General features: G+C 45.4%; 22 protein-coding genes. 8 read left to right on the top strand and 14 right to left on the bottom strand.

Features of this window, described 5'->3' with window-relative positions; all coding sequences use genetic code 11:
- The first annotated feature begins 62 nt into the window (after positions 1-62).
- Together ACYVGO_RS02125 and ACYVGO_RS02120 are read left to right on the top strand one after the other, a co-directional pair.
- Positions 63-1,340, top strand: a complete 1,278-nt coding sequence (locus tag ACYVGO_RS02125; RefSeq protein WP_142770197.1) for a DUF349 domain-containing protein — start codon at positions 63-65, stop codon at positions 1,338-1,340.
- A gap of 87 nt (positions 1,341-1,427) precedes the next feature.
- Positions 1,428-1,703 (top strand): hypothetical protein, encoded by a 276-nt coding sequence (locus ACYVGO_RS02120; RefSeq protein ID WP_460967213.1) that lies wholly within the window; start codon positions 1,428-1,430, stop codon positions 1,701-1,703.
- Here ACYVGO_RS02120 and ACYVGO_RS02115 read toward each other — a convergent pair.
- The 7 genes from ACYVGO_RS02115 to ACYVGO_RS02085 form a co-directional block, all read right to left on the bottom strand.
- Positions 1,700-1,933, bottom strand: coding sequence for a hypothetical protein (locus ACYVGO_RS02115; protein ID WP_460967211.1), 234 nt, complete (start codon positions 1,931-1,933; stop codon positions 1,700-1,702). The two genes, ACYVGO_RS02120 and ACYVGO_RS02115, sit on opposite strands and share 4 nt — an antisense overlap.
- A 2-nt stretch (positions 1,934-1,935) precedes the next feature.
- Complete coding sequence (locus ACYVGO_RS02110; protein ID WP_460967209.1) at positions 1,936-2,442, bottom strand: DUF6932 family protein; 507 nt, start codon at positions 2,440-2,442, stop codon at positions 1,936-1,938.
- An 11-nt stretch (positions 2,443-2,453) separates the two neighbouring features.
- The gene (serS, locus tag ACYVGO_RS02105; protein WP_460967207.1) at positions 2,454-3,725 is read right to left on the bottom strand and encodes a serine--tRNA ligase; all 1,272 of its coding nucleotides are present in this window, start codon (positions 3,723-3,725) and stop codon (positions 2,454-2,456) included.
- 64 nt (positions 3,726-3,789) lie between these two features.
- Positions 3,790-5,118, bottom strand: a complete 1,329-nt coding sequence (locus tag ACYVGO_RS02100; protein ID WP_460967205.1) for an aspartate kinase — start codon at positions 5,116-5,118, stop codon at positions 3,790-3,792.
- A 94-nt stretch (positions 5,119-5,212) separates the two neighbouring features.
- On the bottom strand, positions 5,213-5,713 hold the full coding sequence (gene ribH / locus ACYVGO_RS02095) for a 6,7-dimethyl-8-ribityllumazine synthase (protein WP_142770193.1): 501 nt from the start codon (positions 5,711-5,713) through the stop codon (positions 5,213-5,215).
- A 169-nt stretch (positions 5,714-5,882) separates the two neighbouring features.
- The gene (locus ACYVGO_RS02090) at positions 5,883-6,578 is read right to left on the bottom strand and encodes a tetratricopeptide repeat protein (RefSeq protein ID WP_460967202.1); all 696 of its coding nucleotides are present in this window, start codon (positions 6,576-6,578) and stop codon (positions 5,883-5,885) included.
- Between the two features lie 85 nt (positions 6,579-6,663).
- The gene (locus tag ACYVGO_RS02085) at positions 6,664-6,888 is read right to left on the bottom strand and encodes a DUF4926 domain-containing protein (RefSeq protein WP_142770191.1); all 225 of its coding nucleotides are present in this window, start codon (positions 6,886-6,888) and stop codon (positions 6,664-6,666) included.
- Between the two features lie 256 nt (positions 6,889-7,144).
- On the opposite strand from ACYVGO_RS02085, the gene ACYVGO_RS02080 reads away from it, so the two are divergent.
- The gene (locus ACYVGO_RS02080; protein ID WP_460967200.1) at positions 7,145-9,523 is read left to right on the top strand and encodes a TonB-dependent receptor; all 2,379 of its coding nucleotides are present in this window, start codon (positions 7,145-7,147) and stop codon (positions 9,521-9,523) included.
- A 102-nt stretch (positions 9,524-9,625) separates the two neighbouring features.
- On the opposite strand, the gene ACYVGO_RS02075 is transcribed toward ACYVGO_RS02080, so the two are convergent.
- Positions 9,626-10,774, bottom strand: coding sequence for a cystathionine gamma-synthase (locus ACYVGO_RS02075; RefSeq protein WP_460967198.1), 1,149 nt, complete (start codon positions 10,772-10,774; stop codon positions 9,626-9,628).
- An 86-nt stretch (positions 10,775-10,860) separates the two neighbouring features.
- Between ACYVGO_RS02075 and ACYVGO_RS02070 the strand changes: the two genes are divergently transcribed.
- Positions 10,861-11,532, top strand: coding sequence for a TVP38/TMEM64 family protein (locus ACYVGO_RS02070; RefSeq protein ID WP_142770188.1), 672 nt, complete (start codon positions 10,861-10,863; stop codon positions 11,530-11,532).
- Positions 11,533-11,563: 31 nt separating this feature from the next.
- Here the strand turns inward: ACYVGO_RS02070 and ACYVGO_RS02065 are convergent, their stop codons facing one another.
- Positions 11,564-12,364 carry an alpha/beta hydrolase gene (locus ACYVGO_RS02065; RefSeq protein WP_460967196.1) on the bottom strand — a complete coding sequence of 267 codons (801 nt, stop codon included), beginning with the start codon at positions 12,362-12,364 and terminating at the stop codon, positions 11,564-11,566.
- A gap of 30 nt (positions 12,365-12,394) precedes the next feature.
- Between ACYVGO_RS02065 and ACYVGO_RS02060 the strand changes: the two genes are divergently transcribed.
- From ACYVGO_RS02060 to ACYVGO_RS02050, 3 genes are all read left to right on the top strand, one after another.
- Positions 12,395-12,850 (top strand): MaoC family dehydratase, encoded by a 456-nt coding sequence (locus ACYVGO_RS02060; protein ID WP_460967194.1) that lies wholly within the window; start codon positions 12,395-12,397, stop codon positions 12,848-12,850.
- Positions 12,851-12,943: 93 nt separating this feature from the next.
- On the top strand, positions 12,944-14,113 hold the full coding sequence (locus ACYVGO_RS02055) for an acyl-CoA dehydrogenase (protein ID WP_460967192.1): 1,170 nt from the start codon (positions 12,944-12,946) through the stop codon (positions 14,111-14,113).
- Between the two features lie 173 nt (positions 14,114-14,286).
- Complete coding sequence (locus ACYVGO_RS02050; protein WP_142770184.1) at positions 14,287-15,213, top strand: AraC family transcriptional regulator; 927 nt, start codon at positions 14,287-14,289, stop codon at positions 15,211-15,213.
- A gap of 95 nt (positions 15,214-15,308) precedes the next feature.
- Here ACYVGO_RS02050 and ACYVGO_RS02045 read toward each other — a convergent pair whose 3' ends face one another.
- The 5 genes from ACYVGO_RS02045 to ACYVGO_RS02025 form a co-directional block, all read right to left on the bottom strand.
- Positions 15,309-15,746, bottom strand: a complete 438-nt coding sequence (locus ACYVGO_RS02045; RefSeq protein ID WP_460967190.1) for an energy transducer TonB — start codon at positions 15,744-15,746, stop codon at positions 15,309-15,311.
- Between the two features lie 3 nt (positions 15,747-15,749).
- Complete coding sequence (locus ACYVGO_RS02040; protein WP_460967189.1) at positions 15,750-16,499, bottom strand: phosphoglycerol geranylgeranyltransferase; 750 nt, start codon at positions 16,497-16,499, stop codon at positions 15,750-15,752.
- The gene (locus ACYVGO_RS02035; RefSeq protein ID WP_142770182.1) at positions 16,480-17,004 is read right to left on the bottom strand and encodes a hypothetical protein; all 525 of its coding nucleotides are present in this window, start codon (positions 17,002-17,004) and stop codon (positions 16,480-16,482) included. The genes ACYVGO_RS02040 and ACYVGO_RS02035 overlap by 20 nt, the downstream gene beginning before the upstream one ends.
- Before the next feature lie 76 nt (positions 17,005-17,080).
- Positions 17,081-17,512: a phage holin family protein gene (locus ACYVGO_RS02030; protein ID WP_460967186.1), complete on the bottom strand. Its 432-nt coding sequence runs from the start codon at positions 17,510-17,512 to the stop codon at positions 17,081-17,083.
- 321 nt (positions 17,513-17,833) lie between these two features.
- Positions 17,834-18,220, bottom strand: a complete 387-nt coding sequence (locus ACYVGO_RS02025; protein ID WP_142776569.1) for a TraR/DksA family transcriptional regulator — start codon at positions 18,218-18,220, stop codon at positions 17,834-17,836.
- A gap of 333 nt (positions 18,221-18,553) precedes the next feature.
- Between ACYVGO_RS02025 and ACYVGO_RS02020 the strand changes: the two genes are divergently transcribed.
- Positions 18,554-19,828, top strand: a complete 1,275-nt coding sequence (locus ACYVGO_RS02020; protein ID WP_305851948.1) for a Glu/Leu/Phe/Val family dehydrogenase — start codon at positions 18,554-18,556, stop codon at positions 19,826-19,828.
- Positions 19,829-19,890 lie beyond the last annotated feature (62 nt).

Genomic DNA, 19,890 nt, shown 5'->3' with positions numbered 1-19,890 from the left:
AGATTTGTGTTGGCAATAATCCTCAAATTTAACCCACAGCGCAGCCTTAACCAAGCACAGTAATGGAAAACGCTTCACTGGTAGATGAATACGGTTACGTCAAAGACGGAAAGGTATTTTTGAAAGGCTACCTGAATTACGAAGACCGCCAGATCGGCGAAGTCAAACGCACCGAGCAGGAAGCGCTCGATTATTTTAAAAACCGCTTCATCATTGCTGAGAACAAAGTCAGTCAGTTAGAAAAAGACATCGACGAAGCTCAGAACAAAGGTTCGTACCTGACGAAACTGGTTCAACTCCGCAAGAAACTGCTCGGCTTCGATGCATTAGGGGATTTCCCCCCGCTGCTCGATCGGCTGGACGAACAAGAGAAGTTGCTGGCCGATTTGATTACGGTCAACCAACGGAAAAATCATGACATTAAGCGGGCCTTGATTGCCGAAGCTGAAGCCATTGTTGACAGTACTGACTGGCGAACAACGGCCGATGAGTTACAGGAAATCAAGACCAAGTGGATTAAAACCGGCCCTGTAGACAAGTCGGTTGAGGAAGAAGTGGAGGGTCGGTTCCAGGAGCTTCTGGATGGGTTCTTTCAGCGTCGACGTGAGTTCTTCAACGAACAGAACAAGGTTATTCAGGAACGCCTGGATAAATACGACGAGCTTATCCGGCTGGCTTTCCGGGCTAATCGCTTGGGCGATCTGGATGCTGCGTTCCAGGAAGTCCGGCGGCTCAATAATGCCTGGAAGGCGGTTGGCGAGGTTCCGATCAAGAAAAGTGGTAAACTGTACAAGCAGTTTAAGAAAGCCACAACCATGTTCTACGCGAAGTACAACGACGCGAAAGGCATTGTTCTGGTTCCAAAGATTGACCCCCGCATAGAGGCTCAAATGAAAATGGCCGATGAAGCAGAAAAGCTGTCTAAACAATCCGACATCTTCGCGGCTGCCGAACGAGCCAAAGTATTGCTGAACAGCTGGAAAGAAATCCGGGTGCCGTTTAAACTACAGGACAAAGTTGTTAATGAACGCTTCCGGGCTGCCTGCGACAAAATTTTTGAACTGAGTTATCTAGGCCGTGTGCTAACGCGGAAATACCCAGCCTTTGAACTCAAAAGCCAGTCAGAACAGATTCGGACGAAAATCCGGGAGATGGAATATCTTGTAAAACGCGAGAAAAACGATCTTCAGTTTGCGTTACAGGATGCCGACGGTCTCGATCCGAACAATGACGAAGACAAGCAGATTCTGAATAAAATCAATACCCAGAAGCGTAAAATCGCGATGAAAGAAACGATTCTGCGTGAGCTACAGAAGCAACTGGAAACAGCAGGGTATTAAGATTCTTATACTACAGGTTTAATTTCGCGAAACGTGCCCTTACTACAATACGGGGCACGTTTCGCATTTTGGTATTGTTATTAGGATATGGAAACGAACCTAGTTAAATCTGATTTTATTGCCTCCGATACTGACTTTCGTGCGGCTATTGTTCCTGGCAAATTCGTGCGGCTTGAATACCTGGCCGACATTAGTGAGTTTATCAAAGCTGACGTGATGATCAAGCAACTTGTTGTGGAAAATGGGGCAGAGTGGCTTGAGTTAGCTACTGGCGAGACAATACCGCTTGATCGAGTTGTGAGTATTTCAGGCAAACTATCCCCGAAATATCCTGGCTATGGCAACTATTCATGTGATTGCTAGGCAGCCTGAACATGGGGATTAACGCTAAGATCAAACGTGGCCATTAATTGATTGAGTTGTTCCACATACTGCTCCCGACTACGGATAAAGCCTTCGATGGCTAATTCGTTAGACGGCGTTAACTGCTGATGTCGTTTAATAGAAGCATTAGCTCTATCAATAAGACCCAGTAAATCATTAATGGCTAATTTTATATAATCTTCCTGAGAGATGTCTGGTAGCTCCTCCATAACTAAAAAGATAATTGAACAATGCCTTTAGGATATCGTTTGCCATTTCGATGAACGCGAGTTCTGCTAAACAAAGATAACCACTCTTTCCTATCGGCGTCAGTCTCTATCAGATAATTTGGATGCTCTGATGGATATACCCGAACAAAGTAACAATCTAATCCCCGTTCCCGGCAATATTCCCGATTTACTAATTGCCGTAACGCTTTTTCATGAATTTGGTAATCAGTGCTTCCAATAAAGAATACACAATCAATGTCGTTTGGGTCTAGTTTTTGTGTTGCAAAACTCCCATCGACCCAGATTGTAAATTCGTTATTGACTTGTTGATGTATTGACTTACAGAGAGTCCTGAAACTTTTTAATAACTCCTGCCGAGTCAATGGGCCAGGAAATCCATTACTAAATACCTCTTCAAATTTTACCATAGTCATTTCGATGACCTGATAAGGTTTTAAATTTCCTCGCTCATCAAATAACGAGGTAAAGTTAGAACTGGGTTCTGCCACACGTTTACGATCTAATCAATCATCTCAAACCCACAATACGGCACCAGCACCTTTGGCATTCGAATACCTTCTGGCGTTTGATTATTCTCGAGAATTGACGCCAGAATACGTGGCAAGGCTAAGGCCGAGCCATTCAGCGTATGCATCAGTTGCATCTTACCCTCAAGTTTCGAGCGAAGTTTGAGTCGATTAGCCTGGTAGGTTTCGAAATTAGATACTGAGCTAACCTCCAGCCAACGCTGTTGAGCCGCCGACCAGACCTCCATGTCATACGTAAGCGCCGAGGTGAAGCCCATATCGCCCCCACAAAGCCGCAGAACACGGTAAGGCAGTTCTAGTTTCTGCAATAATCCCTGCACATGCTGGCTCATTTCTTCCAGAGCTGCGTATGAATTTTCTGGTTTCTCAATCCGAACAATTTCGACCTTGTCAAACTGATGCAACCGGTTCAATCCACGAACGTGCGCTCCCCACGAACCCGCTTCACGACGGAAACAGGGCGTATAACCCACGTTTTTAACCGGCAACTGATTTTCGGGCAGAATCACATCTCGGTAAATATTGGTGATCGGTACTTCGGCCGTTGGGATCAGGTATAATTTATCCTCCGTGGCAAAATACATTTGCCCTTCCTTATCTGGCAACTGGCCGGTACCGAAACCCGAATCTTCATTAACTAGAATAGGCGGCTGTACTTCTACGTATCCGGCTTTTAGGGCTTCATCGAGGAAGAAGTTAATCATCGCCCGCTGAATCCTGGCACCCTTTCCTTTGTAAACCGGAAAACCAGCTCCTGCAATTTTGACTCCAAGTTCAAAGTCAATAATGTCATACTTTTTAATAAGCTCCCAATGCGGCTGCGCCTTTTCGTGAAGTGCTGGCTTTTCTCCATGCTCCAATACCACTTCATTATCATCGGCAGTACGCCCTGCGGGAACGCTACTATGAGGTATATTGGGAATCGTCACTAAAACCGCTTGCAGATCGGCTTCAATCTGGCGAAGCGTATCGGCAAGATCTTTAGAGCGTGCTTTCAGAACCGCCGTTTCAGCCTTAGCAGCTTCGGCAGCAACTTTATCACCGGCCTTCATTAAGGCCCCAATTTGGCCAGCCTTCGCATTGGATTGGGCCAAAACATCATCAAGATCGCGCTGCGTATCCCGTCGTTTCTGATCGAGTGTAAGCACTTGCTCAATAACAGTCTCGGCGTCGGCAAAATTTCGTTTGCGCAGACCTGCTAAGGTGATGTCTTTGTTTTCGCGGATATAATTGAGTTGAAGCATTAGTGTAATTGAGGTTCAGCCCTCTTTCTAAAAGACCGATAGTGAGTCAATAGTAATTAGCAGACTATGCTTTAGAAAACAACCCATCATTCAAGGCATTCAAAGCCTCTGCTTTGTAGCGGCCATGAACGAGTAACGACAGGTTACTTTCCGTACCTCCGTAGGAAACCATCCGGATTGGAATGTTCTTCATGGCATTGAATACTCGAACTGCAACACCCTCATTATCAGCACTAAAATTCCCTACAATGCAAATAATCGTCTGATCATAATCGGGTTCTTCCAGCGTGCAGAATGTATTAAGTTCATCCGTAATTTCCTGAATACGCTCTGTGTTATCGATTGTGACCGACACCGACACTTCGGATGTAGTTATCATGTCGACCGGCGTTTTGTATTTCTCGAATATCTCGAAAATCCGGCGCAGAAAACCATAGGCATTTAGCATACGGGTTGAGTGTATATACAAAGCGGTAATGCCATCCTTAGCCGCAATCGCTTTAAACACCTGATCACTGGTTTTGTCGGCAATGAGCGTACCAGGGGCGCTGGGGTCCATTGTGTTTTTTAAGCGTACCGGTACGCCGAACATACGCGCAGGCGTAATAGTGGACGGATGCAGAATTTTCGCCCCGAAGTAGGCCAGTTCAGCCGCTTCATCGAACGTTAGTTCGCGAACCGGGAATGTATTTTTCACGATACGCGGGTCATTATTATGCATCCCGTCGATATCGGTCCAAATCTGGATTTCTTCCGCGCGTATGGCACCACCAATCAGCGAAGCGGTGTAATCCGAGCCTCCTCGTTTGAGATTATCGACTTCTCCACGCGGGTTTCGGCAGATAAAGCCTTGTGTAACAATAATTTGTTTATCGGCATGCTGAGGCAATATCTCGGCTAACTTTTGCTCGGTATAATGGATTTCCGGCTCGTTATCGGCATCAATCCGCATGAATTCCAGCGCAGGTAGTAAAGTGGATGTTACACCTTCCTCATCCAGATAGGCCTGAAAAATTTGTGTGCTGAGTAATTCGCCTTCAGCCACTAACTCTTTCTCCTGCTTCAGCGTGAATGGCTTGATACCCGTTAGAGACCGGATAAAGGAAAATTCGTTATCTATAATTTTTTGTCCGGCCGCTTTGCCATCGGTCGTTCTGTACAACTCGTCGATAAAGCTGTCGTAATGCGCTTTAAGCGTATCAATTTTAGCATTAGCCTCGGCATCATTGTTCGCTTTAAGCGATTCGCCAATGGCCAGCAGGTTATTCGTTGAGCCAGACAAAGCTGACAAGACAACAATCTTGCGCGTGTTATCTTCGGTAATCAAGTTGCGAATCGACCGCATACGCTCGGGCTTCCCGACAGACGTACCGCCAAATTTCCAGACGTACATTTTCAATGAGTGAATTAGTAAATGGGCGAATGATAGAATGAGCAAATAGTTTGTATTACGTTATTCACTCATTCTATCATTCACTCATTCTGAATTAGAATTTACTATAAACTTGTTGTTGTAATCCGAGCATTTTAATGGCTGTAATAGCCGCTTCGTCGCCTTTGTTACCGTGCTTACCACCCGCTCGGTCAAGCGCCTGCTGCTGATCGTTAGGTGTCAGGACGCCAAATATGACGGGCTTATCGGTTTTGAGACTAACGTTTGTTAAGCCCTGTGCTACAGCGTGGTTAATGTAGTCATTGTGTTTGGTTTCTCCCTGAATGACACAACCGAGTGCAATCACGGCATCAATGTCATCGCGCTGAGCAAACCACTGAGCTCCCAGACTTAGCTCATAGCTCCCCGGCACATTACCCCGAATGATATTTTCGGATTTTGCGCCATGCTGAAGCAAGACCTGGTAAGCACCTTCGAAAAGCGCTTCTGTAACTTCCGTATTCCACTCTGAAACCAGAATAGCGAACCGTCGACGGCTGATATCGGGTAGCGCGTCGGTTGAAAAGACGCTTAGGTTTTTTAAGTCAGATGCCATGTGTTTTTTGTCATGCTAACGAAGGAAGCATCTTCGTCAAATGAGTTTTTAGCTACCACTATATTTAATCGCTCTTACCGAAGATGCTTCCTTCGTCAGTATGACAAAAACAAAAAGGACAAAACCTGAGTCGGTTTTGTCCTTTGCTGTATTGATTAGTCAAGTACGCTTACGACTCACCGATGGTTGCTTCCAGTACGGATTTGTACTTTTTAGCACTACCAGCTTCAGCGGACTCACCGTATTTCTCAATAATTTCGCTATACGTTTCTATCGCTTTATCATTTTGTTTGGCTTGCTCGTAAGCAATAGCCAGCTTCATGAGGTAGCCAGGCGTAAAGAATTTGTTCGCCTTATAGTCAGCAGCCTTTCTATAGTAGTCAGCAGCTTCATCAAAGCTTTTCTTCTCCATGTAAGCGTCACCCGTAAGAGCATAAGCACGTGCCTGAACCAGCAGATCCGACGAACTAAAGCTTATCAGGTGCTCAATAGCGTCATCATATTTGCCTTCTTTCAGCAATGCAACACCCGAATAGAATTCGGCCAGATTACCGCCTTTGGTAGAGCCATAATTGTCAGCGACCGCTAACAAACCTGGGGTTTTACCATCGCCATTCAGGGCTTTTTTCAGCGAATCGGCTTCGAGTTGATAAACCGAGGGGAACATTTCGATTTGTGCCGTTTCGTCCTGGCTACTGATATAATAACGATAGCCAAAGTACCCAGCAACCAGCAATACAATGCCGCCGAGAATACCTAATACAATATTCTTGTTCTGCTGGAAGTAATCGCCAACATCCTCTAACTTTCCTTCTAATGCGTCTGGGTCTTCCAGAAACTCCAGTCCGCTATTCTTTTTGCTCATGCTTTTGCAATTTGGATCGCAAAATTAGGAATATTTACCATTGCGGAAAAGCGTAAGCCTCAAAAGTTTATGAATCCTGTGCTACTTATTGAGATATATCGCGCACGGCCATAATTTCTGATGCCCGAACTTCCCGAATTTGATGGGCCAGTAACGTCTCAATAGCGACTGCTTCGCCGGTTAACGTTACAAATTCAACCTCAAACGCTTTTCCTCCATTATACACCGTTAAAATCGTGCCAACATCGCCAGCTTTCAGATTTCCGTCTGCCAAATCTTCCTGCAATACAACTAAATCGAATTCGCTCATATCTACATAAGTACCCTCTTTTAAGTAGAGAAACGCTATATCCTACCCCTTATTTCGTAAAATTAACTTAACTTTGCTTCGCTAATCTTATTAAGGGGTGCCCTAATATAACGGGCTGAGATTATACCCATTGAACCTGCGCGGGTAATGCTGCGAAGGGAAATGAATTCACAGAACTAATCTGTGAGTGTTTACAAACAATCATCTTTAACCAAAGGTAGGTTTGGCCCCTTGCCTATCGTCACGCTTTTTCGTCATGAAAAAACCGACGACCTACTTTATGCTGATGGCCCTATTGTGGCTATCGACACTGCCCACCTGGGCTCAATTATCTATTACCGGCACGGTTTCAGATGCCGATGGGGGTACGCTGCCAGGCGCAGCCATTACACTTGAAGGCACCTACAAGGGAACGTTCACAAACGCAACAGGCGCATTTCAGCTCACAAACCTTAAGTCAGGTACTTTATCTCTGCGCATATCGCTGCTGGGTTACGAGCCCCATATCCAGCCAGTCAACCTGACTGAAAACACGACGCTTGCAATCAAATTGACCAAAACAGCAGTTGCGGTCGATGAAGTCGTGGTCAGTGCGACGCGTGCTAATCAGAAATCGGCTATTGCTTATACGGATGTAACACGCCGGGATTTAGACAAACTGAATCTGGGTCAGGATGTGCCCCAACTGCTGAATTTTACCCCTTCCATAGTAACAACCTCCGATGCAGGGGCGGGCGTAGGTTATACCGGCATTCGTATTCGCGGGTCCGATGCCACACGGGTAAACGTAACGTTGAATGGGATTCCTTATAATGATGCTGAATCGCAGGGAACGTATTTTGTAGATATGCCCGACTTTGCTTCATCAGTGAGCAGTATTCAGATTCAACGAGGTATTGGTACCTCAACCAATGGTGCCGGGGCTTTTGGGGCATCTGTCAATATCCAGACGAACAAGCTGGAAACGAAACCCTATGCCGAAGTGAATCTCTCGGGCGGCTCATTTGGAACACGAAAAGCGAATGTGCTAGCAGGTACTGGTCTAATTAACAATCATTTTGTCTTGGATGCCCGCTTGTCGACCATACACTCCGACGGATTTATTGACCGAGCCTTTTCAAACCTGAAATCGTTTTATCTGTCGGGGGGTTATTATACGGATAAGAGTTTTATACGCCTGAATGTCTTTTCAGGTCAGGAACAAACCTATCAGGCCTGGAATGGTGTTCCGGAAGATATTCTGAAGACGAATCGGACGTATAACTCATTCACGTATGATAATCAGACGGACAATTATCAACAGGATAACTATCAGCTAATTAGTTCATTTGGCTTAAGTAAGAACTGGCGACTGAATGCGTCCTTATTCTACACAAAAGGGAAAGGATATTATGAAGAACTTAAGCCCAATGACCCTTTTAGCAAGTATAATCTGCCTAACGTAGTTATCGGTGATTCGATTATCAAAAGCACCGACCTCATCCGTCGAAAATGGCTGGACAATGATTTCTTCGGCAGCGTTTTCTCACTCGACTATAACAGTTTTGGGAAGCTAACGGCCAACATTGGCGGTGGCTGGAATCAGTATCAGGGCGCTCACTTCGGCGAGATTATCTGGGCGCGCGTAGCCGGGAACACCAACATCGGGGATCATTATTATGATGACAATGCCATAAAAACAGACTTCAATCTGTATGCAAAGGCATTTTATCAGTTTAGCAACAAGCTTAACGGTTTCCTCGACTTGCAGGTACGAACGGTTGGTTACTCGTTTTTGGGCTTTAACAGTAAGCTCCAGAACGTTCAACAGAATGCCAACCTGACTTTTTTTAATCCCAAAGCGGGACTGACCTATACAATCAATGACCATAGCACAGCTTATGCATCGGTAGGCGTTGGCCACCGTGAACCCAACCGCGACGATTACACTCAATCAACGCCCGAGAGTCGGCCAAAAGCTGAGCAGTTGATTGATTATGAGGCTGGCTATAAAATCCAATCAGAAAAACTGGCGTTTACGGTCAATGGCTACTACATGAGTTACCAGAATCAGTTGGTCTTATCGGGGCAAATAAATGATGTGGGCGCTTATAACCGGGTGAATATCCCCACCAGTTACCGCGCCGGGCTTGAATTGGAAGTGGGTGCCCGACTGGCGAAACAACTTCGCTGGAATGTGAACGCTACGTTTAGCCGTAATAAGGTAAAGAATTTCACGGAGTATCTGGATAATTTCGATACCGGAAATCAGGACAGTCGTCAATATAGCCAAACGGATATTTCGTTTTCTCCCAATGTAATTTCAGGCTCTCAATTATTATTCACACCCGCAAAAGGACTGGAACTGGGTTTACTCTCGAAATATGTTGGCAAGCAGTATCTGGATAATACGTCCAACGATAGCCGGAAACTGAATTCCTATTTCACAAATGATATCCGATTCATTTACAGTATCAAGCCAAAATTCGCGCAGGAAATCGCCTTTACGCTGCTCTTCAACAACGTACTGAATGAGCTATATGAATCAAACGGCTACACCTACGCTTACATCTCGGAAGGGAAAGTGGCCGCGGATAATGCCTATTACCCACAAGCCGGGCGGAATTTTCTGGCGGGGGTGAGGATTAGATTCTAACTGTCGGAACCGGGATTTAGCTGATTTATGGATTTACTGGATTTTGTTTTATGATTCGCTTCGAAGAAGCGCAGAGCAAAATCCAGTAAATCCACAAATCAGCTAAATCCCGGTTCCGATTGCCTGCTCCAGATCCTGAATCAGATCCTCAACATCTTCAATACCAACGCTGAGCCGGATAAGAGTGTCTTTCAGACCATTCTTGATGCGTTCTTCTTTCGGAATACTGGCGTGGGTCATACTGGCCGGGTGCGTACAAAGCGACTCCACACCACCCAGGGATTCGCCCAGGGAGAATACATGGAAGCTTTCCATCACACGCACAGCTTCGGGCATCGAATCGCCCTTGAGCTCAAAGGATAGCATACCACCGAAACCCCGCATTTGTTTCTTTGCTAGTTCATGGCCAATGTGCGATTCCAGTCCGGGATAATAAACCTGGCTTATCTTTGGGTGCTGCTGTAGATACTGCGCCACTTTCATAGCGTTTTCGCAATGCCGCTGCATCCGAATATGTAGCGTTTTGATGCCCCGAAGGACCAGAAAACAATCTTGCGGACCTGGCACGGCCCCGCAGGCATTCTGGATAAAGGCTAGCTTCTGGGCCGTTTCGTCGTCATTCAGGACAATAGCTCCCATAACCGTATCCGAGTGTCCCCCCAGGTATTTCGTAACGGAATGCATGACAATATCAGCACCCAAATCGAGTGGGTTTTGCAGATAGGGCGAGGCAAACGTATTATCGACTACCAGTTTGATGTTGTGTGGCTTAGTAATAGCTGCAATAGCCGCAATATCCACTAGCCGCAGCAGGGGGTTTGTTGGCGTTTCAATCCAGACCATCTTTGTAGCGGGGGTAATAAGCCCATCCAGATTAGTCGGGTTCGACAAATCGACGAACTTGAATTTTAGCCCAAACTCCTGAAACACGCGTACCATAATCCGGTAGGTGCCACCGTATAAATCATTGCTGGCAATAATTTCATCACCGGGCTTGAACAGCTTTAAAATGGCATCCGTAGCGCCAAGTCCAGATGAATAACAAATACCGTGCTTACCGTTTTCGAGTGCTGCGAGGTTATTTTGCAGCACCGTTCGGGTAGGGTTCTGGGTCCGGGCGTATTCATACCCTTTATGCTTTCCCGGCGACTCCTGTACGTAGGTCGACGTCTGGTAAATAGGTGTCATAATGGCACCCGTTGTGGGGTCCGGCTCAATACCGGCATGGATGGCTTTGGTTCCGAATTTCATAGTCAAATGTAACGAAGAATATACTATAGAGCCGAGCTTGTAAACTGGGTTTAAACCACAACCACCATTTACCCGTTTGATAGAGTGTGAAATTAGCTATTCCTAAATCAGTTACTGGTCCGGCCCTTGCTGGTCTTGCATTATCGGTAACACCAATTGTATTTACATCGTTATTGACCTACTATGCAGTAGTTCATGAGGCTGCTATTGCCGAGCTTTCGGCCTGGCAATGGGCAGGAATCACCGTTGCCTGTGCTATCACCTCGGCAGGGCTGACCCCGCCAACAATGCTTGCGCTGATCTTTGGCTATTTTCTGGGCTGGCAGGCAGTATTGCCCCTTTTTGTTATCAATTTTGGTGGTATTCTGTTCATCAACCTGCTTGTTCGCTGGCTGGACCATGACCGATTTCTGGCTTTTATTCAGCGAAACCCCAAGGCCCAATCCGTACTCGACCGTATTCTGAACAATGAATTAGAGGTCATTTTTTTTGCAAAGCTATCGCCTATCCTTCCATTTGGACTGACTAATTTATTGTTTGCCCTTTCGGGCGCGAAACTCCGAAATATTTTGCTGGGTGGCTTTCTGGGTATGACTCCCCGAACATTGCTAGCCATATGGTCGGGTCATGAAGCACGGGAAATTAAAGCACTGCTGGAAAATCCCAACCAAAGCTCCTGGACACAAATAGTGGTAGTTGGATTGATTATCGTTTCCATTGCCGGACTTTGGCAGGTTATTCAGCGTTCGTTAAAGTAAAACCAATCGGAACGGTCGGCTGAAAATCAAGTTATGCGAATTTTTCGCTCATTAACTCAATCAACCGATTGTGGCCCGTTTTCAACACAGTGACTTCGTAATGCCGAAGTCGTTTCGTTAACGGGAGAATATAGCTACCGGGAACAATTCGATCAAACGCGCCGATAAAAAACCGCATTTGAACGGGATTGGCATTCAGCAACTTACTTATGTGCGTCAGATCGGGTGTAATCAGCCGGAACTGTGTCCAGCTCCGATACACCAATTGGCGCTGTTCGGGTGTGCCAAGTGAAATTTCTGCGAAGCGCATGGCCGTTCGGTTCAATAAGCCTAGCCTTGTGAGCGTATGCCCGAACGCATTTAACACTGACAAATGCCGGAGCACATACCGAAATAAGCCACGCCCTACAGCCGAACCGGTTGCCAGGCGATACCAGGGGCTACGTGTAATGCCATCGGGTGCCAGTAAAATCAATTGATCCAGGCGATCTGCAAAAGCCTCTGCGAGTGCCAGCGAAAACCGCCCGCCGAGACTAAACCCCATCAACGAAAAGCGGTCGATGTGTCGGTCTTCTAAAAATGCGGCTATAAATCGCTGCCAGTCCTGTTTCTTTAGTAGCTGATTCCCTGTATATTGGCTATTACCGTGAAAAAACAAATCAATCGCAAAAATGGTAAATTGGGCACCGAGCGATGCTTCCAGTGCCCTGAATATTTCGCCACTCTGCCCAAAACCATGAAAGGCCAATAGAATAGCCGGCCCATTCCCGGTTTTGTGGTAAGCAATACCATTACCTTCAACCTGAAACGTATATTTATTGGCCCTGGTCATATCAACAAAGTTGCAAAAACCCCAACACCTATGCTAACCTTTGCCAATCTGGCTGAATTTTCAGCCCATACCGGTCAATCGCTCGGCGAATCCGAGTATATGACTATTACGCAGGAGATGATCAATCTGTTTGCTCAAGCCACCGGCGATCATCAGTGGATTCATACCGATCCTGAGCGAGCCGCACAACTTTCCCCTTATAAAACACCTATTGCGCATGGATTCCTGACTCTCTCGCTGGCTCCCAGGCTGATGGCCGAGCTTTACCGAATTGGATCCGTGAAAATGGGCATCAATTACGGTTCCAATAAAGTTCGGTTTACGAACGCAGTACCAGTAGGTAGCCACTTGCGACTAAGAGCCCAACTTCAAAGCGTTGAAGAGCAAACCAACGGGGTTCGGGTTATTACAGAATGTACGTTCGAAATAGAAGGCAATCCTAAACCAGCCTGTGTGGCAGAGTTGATTACGTTGTTATTCGAATAAATAGTATGCTTGCATACTATTTATTCGAACTAATTCTTACCTTTCGTACTTCACAACAACTAGTAATTATCAACTAAACTCAATACAATTCAGATGGCAACGGCATCGCTGGAGTTACAGGGATTGAACTTTAATTTATCAGAAGAGCATGTGGCTGTAAAAGAAGCAGCCCGCGATTTTGCTCAAAATGAACTATTACCCGGCATCGTTGAACGGGACAACGAAGCCCGTTTTCCAGCTTCACAAGTCAAGCGGATGGGAGAACTTGGCTTTTTGGGCATGATGGTGTCGCCTGATTATGGCGGTGGTGGCATGGATACAGTCTCCTACGTGTTGGCGATGGAAGAAATTTCCAAAATTGACGCGTCAGCCTCCGTAATCATGTCGGTTAATAATTCGTTGGTTTGTTACGGGCTCGAAGCATTTGGTACCGAATCGCAGAAGCAGAAATACCTAACCCGCCTAGCCACGGGCGAAACGATTGGTGCTTTTTGTCTGTCAGAACCCGAAGCAGGCTCCGATGCGACTTCACAAAGCACAACAGCCGAAGATAAAGGCGATTATTATTTAGTGAACGGCACCAAAAACTGGATCACAAATGGCAATTCATCCGGTATTTGCCTCGTTATTGCCCAAACTGATCGGGAGAAGAAACATCGGGGTATCAATTGCCTGATCATTGAAAAAGGAACACCCGGTTTTGTGGTCGGCAAAAAAGAAGATAAAATGGGTATCCGCTCATCAGACACCCATTCATTACTCTTTACCGACGTAAAAATACCTAAAGAAAACCGTATTGGTGACGATGGATTCGGATTCAAATTTGCCATGTCAACCCTGAATGGAGGCCGGATTGGTATTGCTGCGCAAGCACTGGGTATTGCCGCTGGTGCTTACGAATTAGCCCTAAAATACAGTCAGGAACGCAAATCGTTTGGAAAGCAAATCTTTGAACATCAGGCCATTCAGTTCAAGTTAGCCGAGATGGCAACCAAGATCGAAGCGGCTCGACTGTTAGTTTATAAAGCCGCCCGGCTCAAAGACGAGCACAAAGACTACGTGCAGGCTGCTGCAATGGCTAAGTTATTTGCCTCAGAAATAGCCATGTGGGCCACCACCGAAGCCGTACAAATTCATGGTGGATATGGCTACGTCAAAGAATTTCATGTAGAGCGTCTAATGCGTGATGCAAAAATCACTCAGATTTACGAAGGTACGTCTGAAATCCAAAAATTAGTGATTGCCCGCGAACTCATTCGATAGGGTATTTCTCCTTAAAATAGAATTTTTCTCACTGCATAATGCGTGTTCAAAGCGAATACGCATTATTTTTTTTATTTTTTGGAAACTTTTATAGTTGTATTAGTTTTGTACAAATTATTAGTTTTGTGCAACTTTGTGCAAAACCTATATTTACGGATACACTCCTTTCAGCTATGGAAGACTATAATAAAATTATCGAATCGTTGGGCGTGAAGTTTATTAAGGCCCGCAACATTCGGATTCTGCAGCCAATCACCATCAAGAACTTCTATGATGTTGAGAACACGCTGCTGATTTTGTACAATGGCGACGTATCCATCGGCGACGAAAAAATAAAGGTAGAAGTAGGTGATATGCTGTTCATTCCGGGCGGTAAACACGTTACCGTCACCTACGGCGACCCTACAAATCCCAAAACCGTCTCGAATGAAGAATTCATGACGCACCGCGAATCGTACTGGGAAGGAAATCATGACCCTAAACTGATTGGGCATTTGCCTAACTCATTCGGTTATGTGTCCTTCGAAGCCAAAGTATTCGATTCGGTTAACTTCTTCAACTCACTCGATGTACCACCGTTTATCATTAAACGGGAAGAGCATTTAGCCTTAACCATTGACCAGATTCTGGCCGAAGAAATGACCGATCTGGCGGGTAAAGGGCGGATCATCAAGATTAAAACCGAAGAAATTGTTATCGAGGTTGTTCGATATATTCTAAAAAATCACCTGTTTGTTGAACAACTGGTCACAAACAGCACGTATTTCAAAGACCCGCGCCTGATTGATATTTTCGCTTACATCAAAGAAAACCTTGGTGGAGATCTTTCTAACAAAGTGTTAGCGAACGTAGCGAACGTCTCGGAAGATTACGTTGGCCAGTATTTTAAGATGCTGACGGGTATTAATCCGCAGGATTATATTGAATACCAGCGAATGGAAGCCGCTGTGGGCCTATTACGCACAAGCAAAAAGAGCATTCGGGCCATTGGTGCGGAAGTTGGCTATAAAGACACAGCTTATTTCTGCCGACGCTTTAAAATGATGTTCGGAATCCCAGCAGGCAAAATGCGCCGTCGGGAATCCCTGATGAATGTATAGAAAGAGGGAGAAAAGGAGGAGAGGCAGGAAAGGGACAAAAGGAATACAATCGTTTTTCCTTTTGCTTCTTTCCTGCCTCTCCTCCTTTTCTCCCTCTATTGCATATTCACCTCAATCGGCAAGGTATAAAACACTAGTACGCGCTTACCACCCACTTCTCCAGGCTCCCAGCGAGGCATTTTTTCAACGGCAGTGATAATACTGGCCATAAAGTCTTCCATACCCTTGCGCGTCTTTTTGTCGAGCGGTTTCGTCACTACTCGAACATCGTGCACATAGCCAAGCTCATCCACGATAAATTTGGCAGCAATCTGGCCCGTATTATAATTTTTCCGTACGAGCATACCTGGAACTTTAATATTTTCTGCCAGATAGAGGCTTAGAGCAGCCTTACCACCAGGAAATTCAGGTTGGCGCTCAGCAACTGTATATACTTTCCCGGTTTGGGTCTGGGCAACGGCATGGGAACAGATAAATGGGAGTGTACAAACCGAGCTGGTCAGACACAGGATTACGAAGACAAAACGTTTCATGAATTAGGCGCGTACAACTGATTGGTTAAACTCCCGCACTACGGTCGATAATTGTGGTAACAAATCCGGATCCTGTTCAATCCCATTTCCGACCACAATCATATCGGCACCAGCCTTTAAAGCCTGATAGGCTTTTTCACCTGAATTAATCCCCCCCCCAACAATGATGGGTAGTTCAATTACAGAACGAACAGCGGCAATCATTTCAGGAGATACTGGACGCCTTGCACCGCTGCCTGCATCCAGATACATAAGTTGCAAGCCCAGCATTTCGCCCGCCATAGCCGTACAGGCAGCTACACCGGGCTTATCATGCGGTAACGGCATTGTACCGCTTATATAAGAAACAGTCGTTTGTGTGCCACTATCTACAACCATATAGCCTGTTGGAAGAATTTCCAGGCCACTTTTTTTCAGTAATGGAGCTGCAATAACGTGTTGCCCAATCAGGAACTCTGGGTTTCGGCCCGAAATAAGCGACAGAAAAAGAATTGCATCAGCCGACGGCTCAATATGAAGTGGGTTGCCCGGAAACAGGATAATAGGTGTATTTGTATGAGATCGAATAACGGCAATCAGTTCTTTATGCAGGTAATCGGTCACCAAACTCCCGCCAACCAAAAAAAAGTCGATAGGGTACTCAGCCGTTTGGGTAAGTAAATTAATTAATGAGTCCTGCTCAATTTTATCAGGATCGAGCAGGACACCAATTGATTTCTGGCCGGATAGCCTATTAGTACGAAGTATAGTCAACAGGCTCGGTTGGGGCCTGTTCGTGATATTGAGTTGGTTCGGCAGTTGGATTGATGGCATTATTTGTACGGATGCGGGCTAAAAATCCAGTTAGCTGCTCACGAGCAATATTGGTTAATACAGAAGTAATAATTCCTCCAATTAATCCGCTCGCGGCTGCCGACTTTTTAATTTCAGTTGCCTGCTGCCTGACAGCTCTCGGATTTGACGGTTGAACGTTTGTTTCGTCATCCTCAATAGCCTCGTCGTCATAGTCCAGTTCGTCTGGTTCGCCGTACTTCTCGGCATACCGGTACTCATCGGACTTGGGCAGAATGGCATTAACTACCAAATATACGGCTAAAGCGGCACCTGCAACAAACGCGGTTGTTTTACCAATCTCAGTTGCGTCTTCTTTTATCGACTCAACTCCATCATTAATTGATGTTTTAAATCGCTCAGTAGCAGCCATCAACTGTGCCCGACGGGCTGTTGTGTCAGCGAATAGCACTTTAGGATCTTCCATTTTATTTATACTGAATGTGTGTAAAAATACACTGCGTCAAATTTCGTATCTGCTTCGTAAACGGGTGAACTCATTATTATGCTTTCCGGGTCAAACTTCCCGACTCGTTTATTGACGAGCGGGTCTGGGCCATCAACTCCTCAACAGCTTCCGTTTTTTCTTCACTTTTTTTCTCCTGGCTTTTTTTCATTGCGCTATACGCGGCAACCCGAATTTTCCCCTTAACGAAATCTTTAGCTGCCACTAATAGAATAGTTATCAGCATGAAAAAGGCAGCTACGATTAAAAAACCAAGGTATTTACTATCCAGTACCTGATTGAGGTAGGCTGCTAGCAGAATAAACAGGAAAATAAGTGTCATCGTGCTGAACAGTGCCAGTATGATGCCATGTATCCCTACAACAACTCCTTCCTCTATTTTGCCCCGGCTCTCCAGCGTAAACAATTCGATGCGGGCTTCCAGATAACGGAATATATTCTCCCGAATTTCTTCCAAATGTTCCAGCATGGTCGTCAATAATTAGTTTCGCTCCTCGGTATTTACAAATAACCGCTCAATTTGTTCAAAAAAGCGATAAAAATAAAGACGGCTTCAACACTGGTGTGCTGAAGCCGTTTCAGTATTACCTACATTACGCACGAATGCTGCCTAACTGGTAACAAAAAGTGAGGGTAGGTTCTACAAAATTCTTTAAACTCTTCCGTAATGACCAACTCGTCTGATTGCCCGTTTTTAATCTACAATAAACAGATAACAGCAGCGCATAAAGTCGACTACTCTGCCATCAATTTTAGCAGTCTAAAATCAAGCAATAGGATTGTTAGCGAATTAGCGCGACTGACGCAGTTTAGCTTCAATCGTTTGCTGTGTATGTGGTACAGCCCGAAGTCGCTCTTTCGGAATCAATTTACCGGTGTCTTTACAAATACCGTAAGTTCCATTTTTGATCCGAACCATAGCTGCGTCTAGTTGCTGTATAAATTTCTGCAACCGGGCGGCCAACTGGCTCAAATTTTCGCGTTCGCTGGTGTCGGCACCATCTTCTAGCAGCTTAGAGTTGCCCGAGGTATTGTCGGTACCGCTATCATTGCGTTTGCTAAGCGTTTCTTTAATATAGTTTAACTCACTCCGGGTTGCGTCGAGCTTCTGGCTGATCAGCACTTCAAACTCTTTCAGATCTTCTTCTGAATAACGCTTTTTTTCTTCCATAACCATACCCAATCCTACGTTAGACGGTGTGCTCTGTTTTTCAGCCACAAAATTAATGTTTTGTATCCGGTATTTCAATGATTCGTTTAATATTAGACCTTTTTTTATAAAATTTTCTCAAATTGGCATTCAATCCTTTTCCAAATGAATCTTTGGTATATTGTTTTTTTTATGGAAAACTCTTTGGCAAAGAGAAAATATTGAGATTAATTCTATGGTTTATTAACATTATATTAATCTTAGAAAAAATATACCTTTCACAATATCATACATGATTTATTAAGTTTGTGGGACACTTCATCACCAAATTTGTTTTAAAACCGAAGTCAACGTATAGCCATGGGATATATTGAACCAGCTCCAATAAAAGATAAAGAGAATCCGCTTGAGTCAATGATGTCGCGATTTGATGCCGCGGCCAAATTAGTGGGCATTTCTGATGAAATGTATGATATTCTTAAAGTGCCAGCCCGGCAGGTAATTGTTGGGCTACCCGTTACAATGGATAACGGAAGTATCAAAGTATTTGAGGGCTACCGGGTTATTCACTCCAACATTCTGGGCCCCGCTAAAGGAGGTATCCGGCTTGATCCGGCTGTCCATCTCGATGAAGTTCGCGCGTTGGCCGCCTGGATGACCTGGAAATGCGCCGTTGTCGATATTCCGTATGGGGGTGCCAAAGGAGGGATTGCCTGTAACCCACGCGAAATGTCGGCAGGTGAAATTGAGCGGCTTATCCGCCAGTATACCGTTGCTATGCTTGACGTTATTGGGCCTGATCGCGACATTCCAGCACCCGACATGGGAACTGGCCCTCGTGAAATGGCCTGGATCGTGGATGAGTATTCCAAAGCAAAAGGCATGACCGTCAATAATGTAGTAACGGGCAAGCCACTAGTATTAGGTGGTTCACTAGGACGCACTGAAGCAACTGGACGGGGCGTTACCGTAGCTGCGCTAGCGGCTATGGACAAATTGCGGATGAACCCATACCGAACTACGGCGGCTGTTCAGGGTTTTGGTAATGTGGGCTCATTTGCGGCCGAGTTACTCCACGAGCGAGGAGTTACAGTAGTAGCTGTAAGCGATATTTCGGGAGGATATTATAACAAAAGCGGTATTGACATTACGGCCGCTGTTAGTTATCGTAACTCGAACAAAGGAACGCTGGAAGGGTTTAACGGAGCAGAGAAAATCTCTAATGAGGAACTGCTCTCGCTAGCGGTTGATGTGCTGGTACCAGCAGCCAAAGAAGACGTAATCACAGAAGACAATGCGGCTTCCATTCAGGCCAAAATGATTGTTGAAGGCGCGAATGGGCCCACATCAGCGAGTGCCGACGAAATTATTAACAGCAAAGGCATTCTGGTGGTACCCGACATTCTGGCCAATGCTGGTGGGGTTACTGTCTCGTATTTCGAGTGGGTACAAAACCGTATTGGCTACAAATGGACACTTGACCGTGTCAACCGCCGGGCCGACCGTGTTATGAAAGATGCCTTCGATCGCGTCTTTGAAACCTCACAGCGCTACCAGGTTCCTATGCGTCTGGCCGCTTATATTGTAGCCATTGATAAAGTCGCCAGCACTTATAAATACCGGGGAGGCTATTGATTTATTTTAAAATGTATGATGTATACTGTATGATGTATAATTTTGCTCGTACTTGATGCATT

The organism is Spirosoma migulaei, from assembly GCF_054776855.1.
Note: the sequence above shows the minus strand (reverse complement) of the source record. Positions and strands in the feature narration are given on the sequence as shown.

Bases quoted from the DNA above. Each gene is read 5' to 3' on its own strand.
- ACYVGO_RS02125 (WP_142770197.1), top strand. From the start codon at position 63: ATGGAAAACGCTTCACTGGTAGATGAATACGGTTACGTCAAAGACGGA.
- ACYVGO_RS02120 (WP_460967213.1), top strand. From the start codon at position 1,428: ATGGAAACGAACCTAGTTAAATCTGATTTTATTGCCTCCGATACTGAC.
- ACYVGO_RS02115 (WP_460967211.1), bottom strand. From the start codon at position 1,933: ATGGAGGAGCTACCAGACATCTCTCAGGAAGATTATATAAAATTAGCC.
- serS (WP_460967207.1), bottom strand. From the start codon at position 3,725: ATGCTTCAACTCAATTATATCCGCGAAAACAAAGACATCACCTTAGCA.
- ACYVGO_RS02100 (WP_460967205.1), bottom strand. From the start codon at position 5,118: ATGTACGTCTGGAAATTTGGCGGTACGTCTGTCGGGAAGCCCGAGCGT.
- ribH (WP_142770193.1), bottom strand. From the start codon at position 5,713: ATGGCATCTGACTTAAAAAACCTAAGCGTCTTTTCAACCGACGCGCTA.
- ACYVGO_RS02090 (WP_460967202.1), bottom strand. From the start codon at position 6,578: ATGAGCAAAAAGAATAGCGGACTGGAGTTTCTGGAAGACCCAGACGCA.
- ACYVGO_RS02085 (WP_142770191.1), bottom strand. From the start codon at position 6,888: ATGAGCGAATTCGATTTAGTTGTATTGCAGGAAGATTTGGCAGACGGA.
- ACYVGO_RS02080 (WP_460967200.1), top strand. From the start codon at position 7,145: ATGAAAAAACCGACGACCTACTTTATGCTGATGGCCCTATTGTGGCTA.
- ACYVGO_RS02075 (WP_460967198.1), bottom strand. From the start codon at position 10,774: ATGAAATTCGGAACCAAAGCCATCCATGCCGGTATTGAGCCGGACCCC.
- ACYVGO_RS02065 (WP_460967196.1), bottom strand. From the start codon at position 12,364: ATGACCAGGGCCAATAAATATACGTTTCAGGTTGAAGGTAATGGTATT.
- ACYVGO_RS02060 (WP_460967194.1), top strand. From the start codon at position 12,395: ATGCTAACCTTTGCCAATCTGGCTGAATTTTCAGCCCATACCGGTCAA.
- ACYVGO_RS02055 (WP_460967192.1), top strand. From the start codon at position 12,944: ATGGCAACGGCATCGCTGGAGTTACAGGGATTGAACTTTAATTTATCA.
- ACYVGO_RS02050 (WP_142770184.1), top strand. From the start codon at position 14,287: ATGGAAGACTATAATAAAATTATCGAATCGTTGGGCGTGAAGTTTATT.
- ACYVGO_RS02045 (WP_460967190.1), bottom strand. From the start codon at position 15,746: ATGAAACGTTTTGTCTTCGTAATCCTGTGTCTGACCAGCTCGGTTTGT.
- ACYVGO_RS02035 (WP_142770182.1), bottom strand. From the start codon at position 17,004: ATGGAAGATCCTAAAGTGCTATTCGCTGACACAACAGCCCGTCGGGCA.
- ACYVGO_RS02030 (WP_460967186.1), bottom strand. From the start codon at position 17,512: ATGCTGGAACATTTGGAAGAAATTCGGGAGAATATATTCCGTTATCTG.
- ACYVGO_RS02025 (WP_142776569.1), bottom strand. From the start codon at position 18,220: ATGGTTATGGAAGAAAAAAAGCGTTATTCAGAAGAAGATCTGAAAGAG.
- ACYVGO_RS02020 (WP_305851948.1), top strand. From the start codon at position 18,554: ATGGGATATATTGAACCAGCTCCAATAAAAGATAAAGAGAATCCGCTT.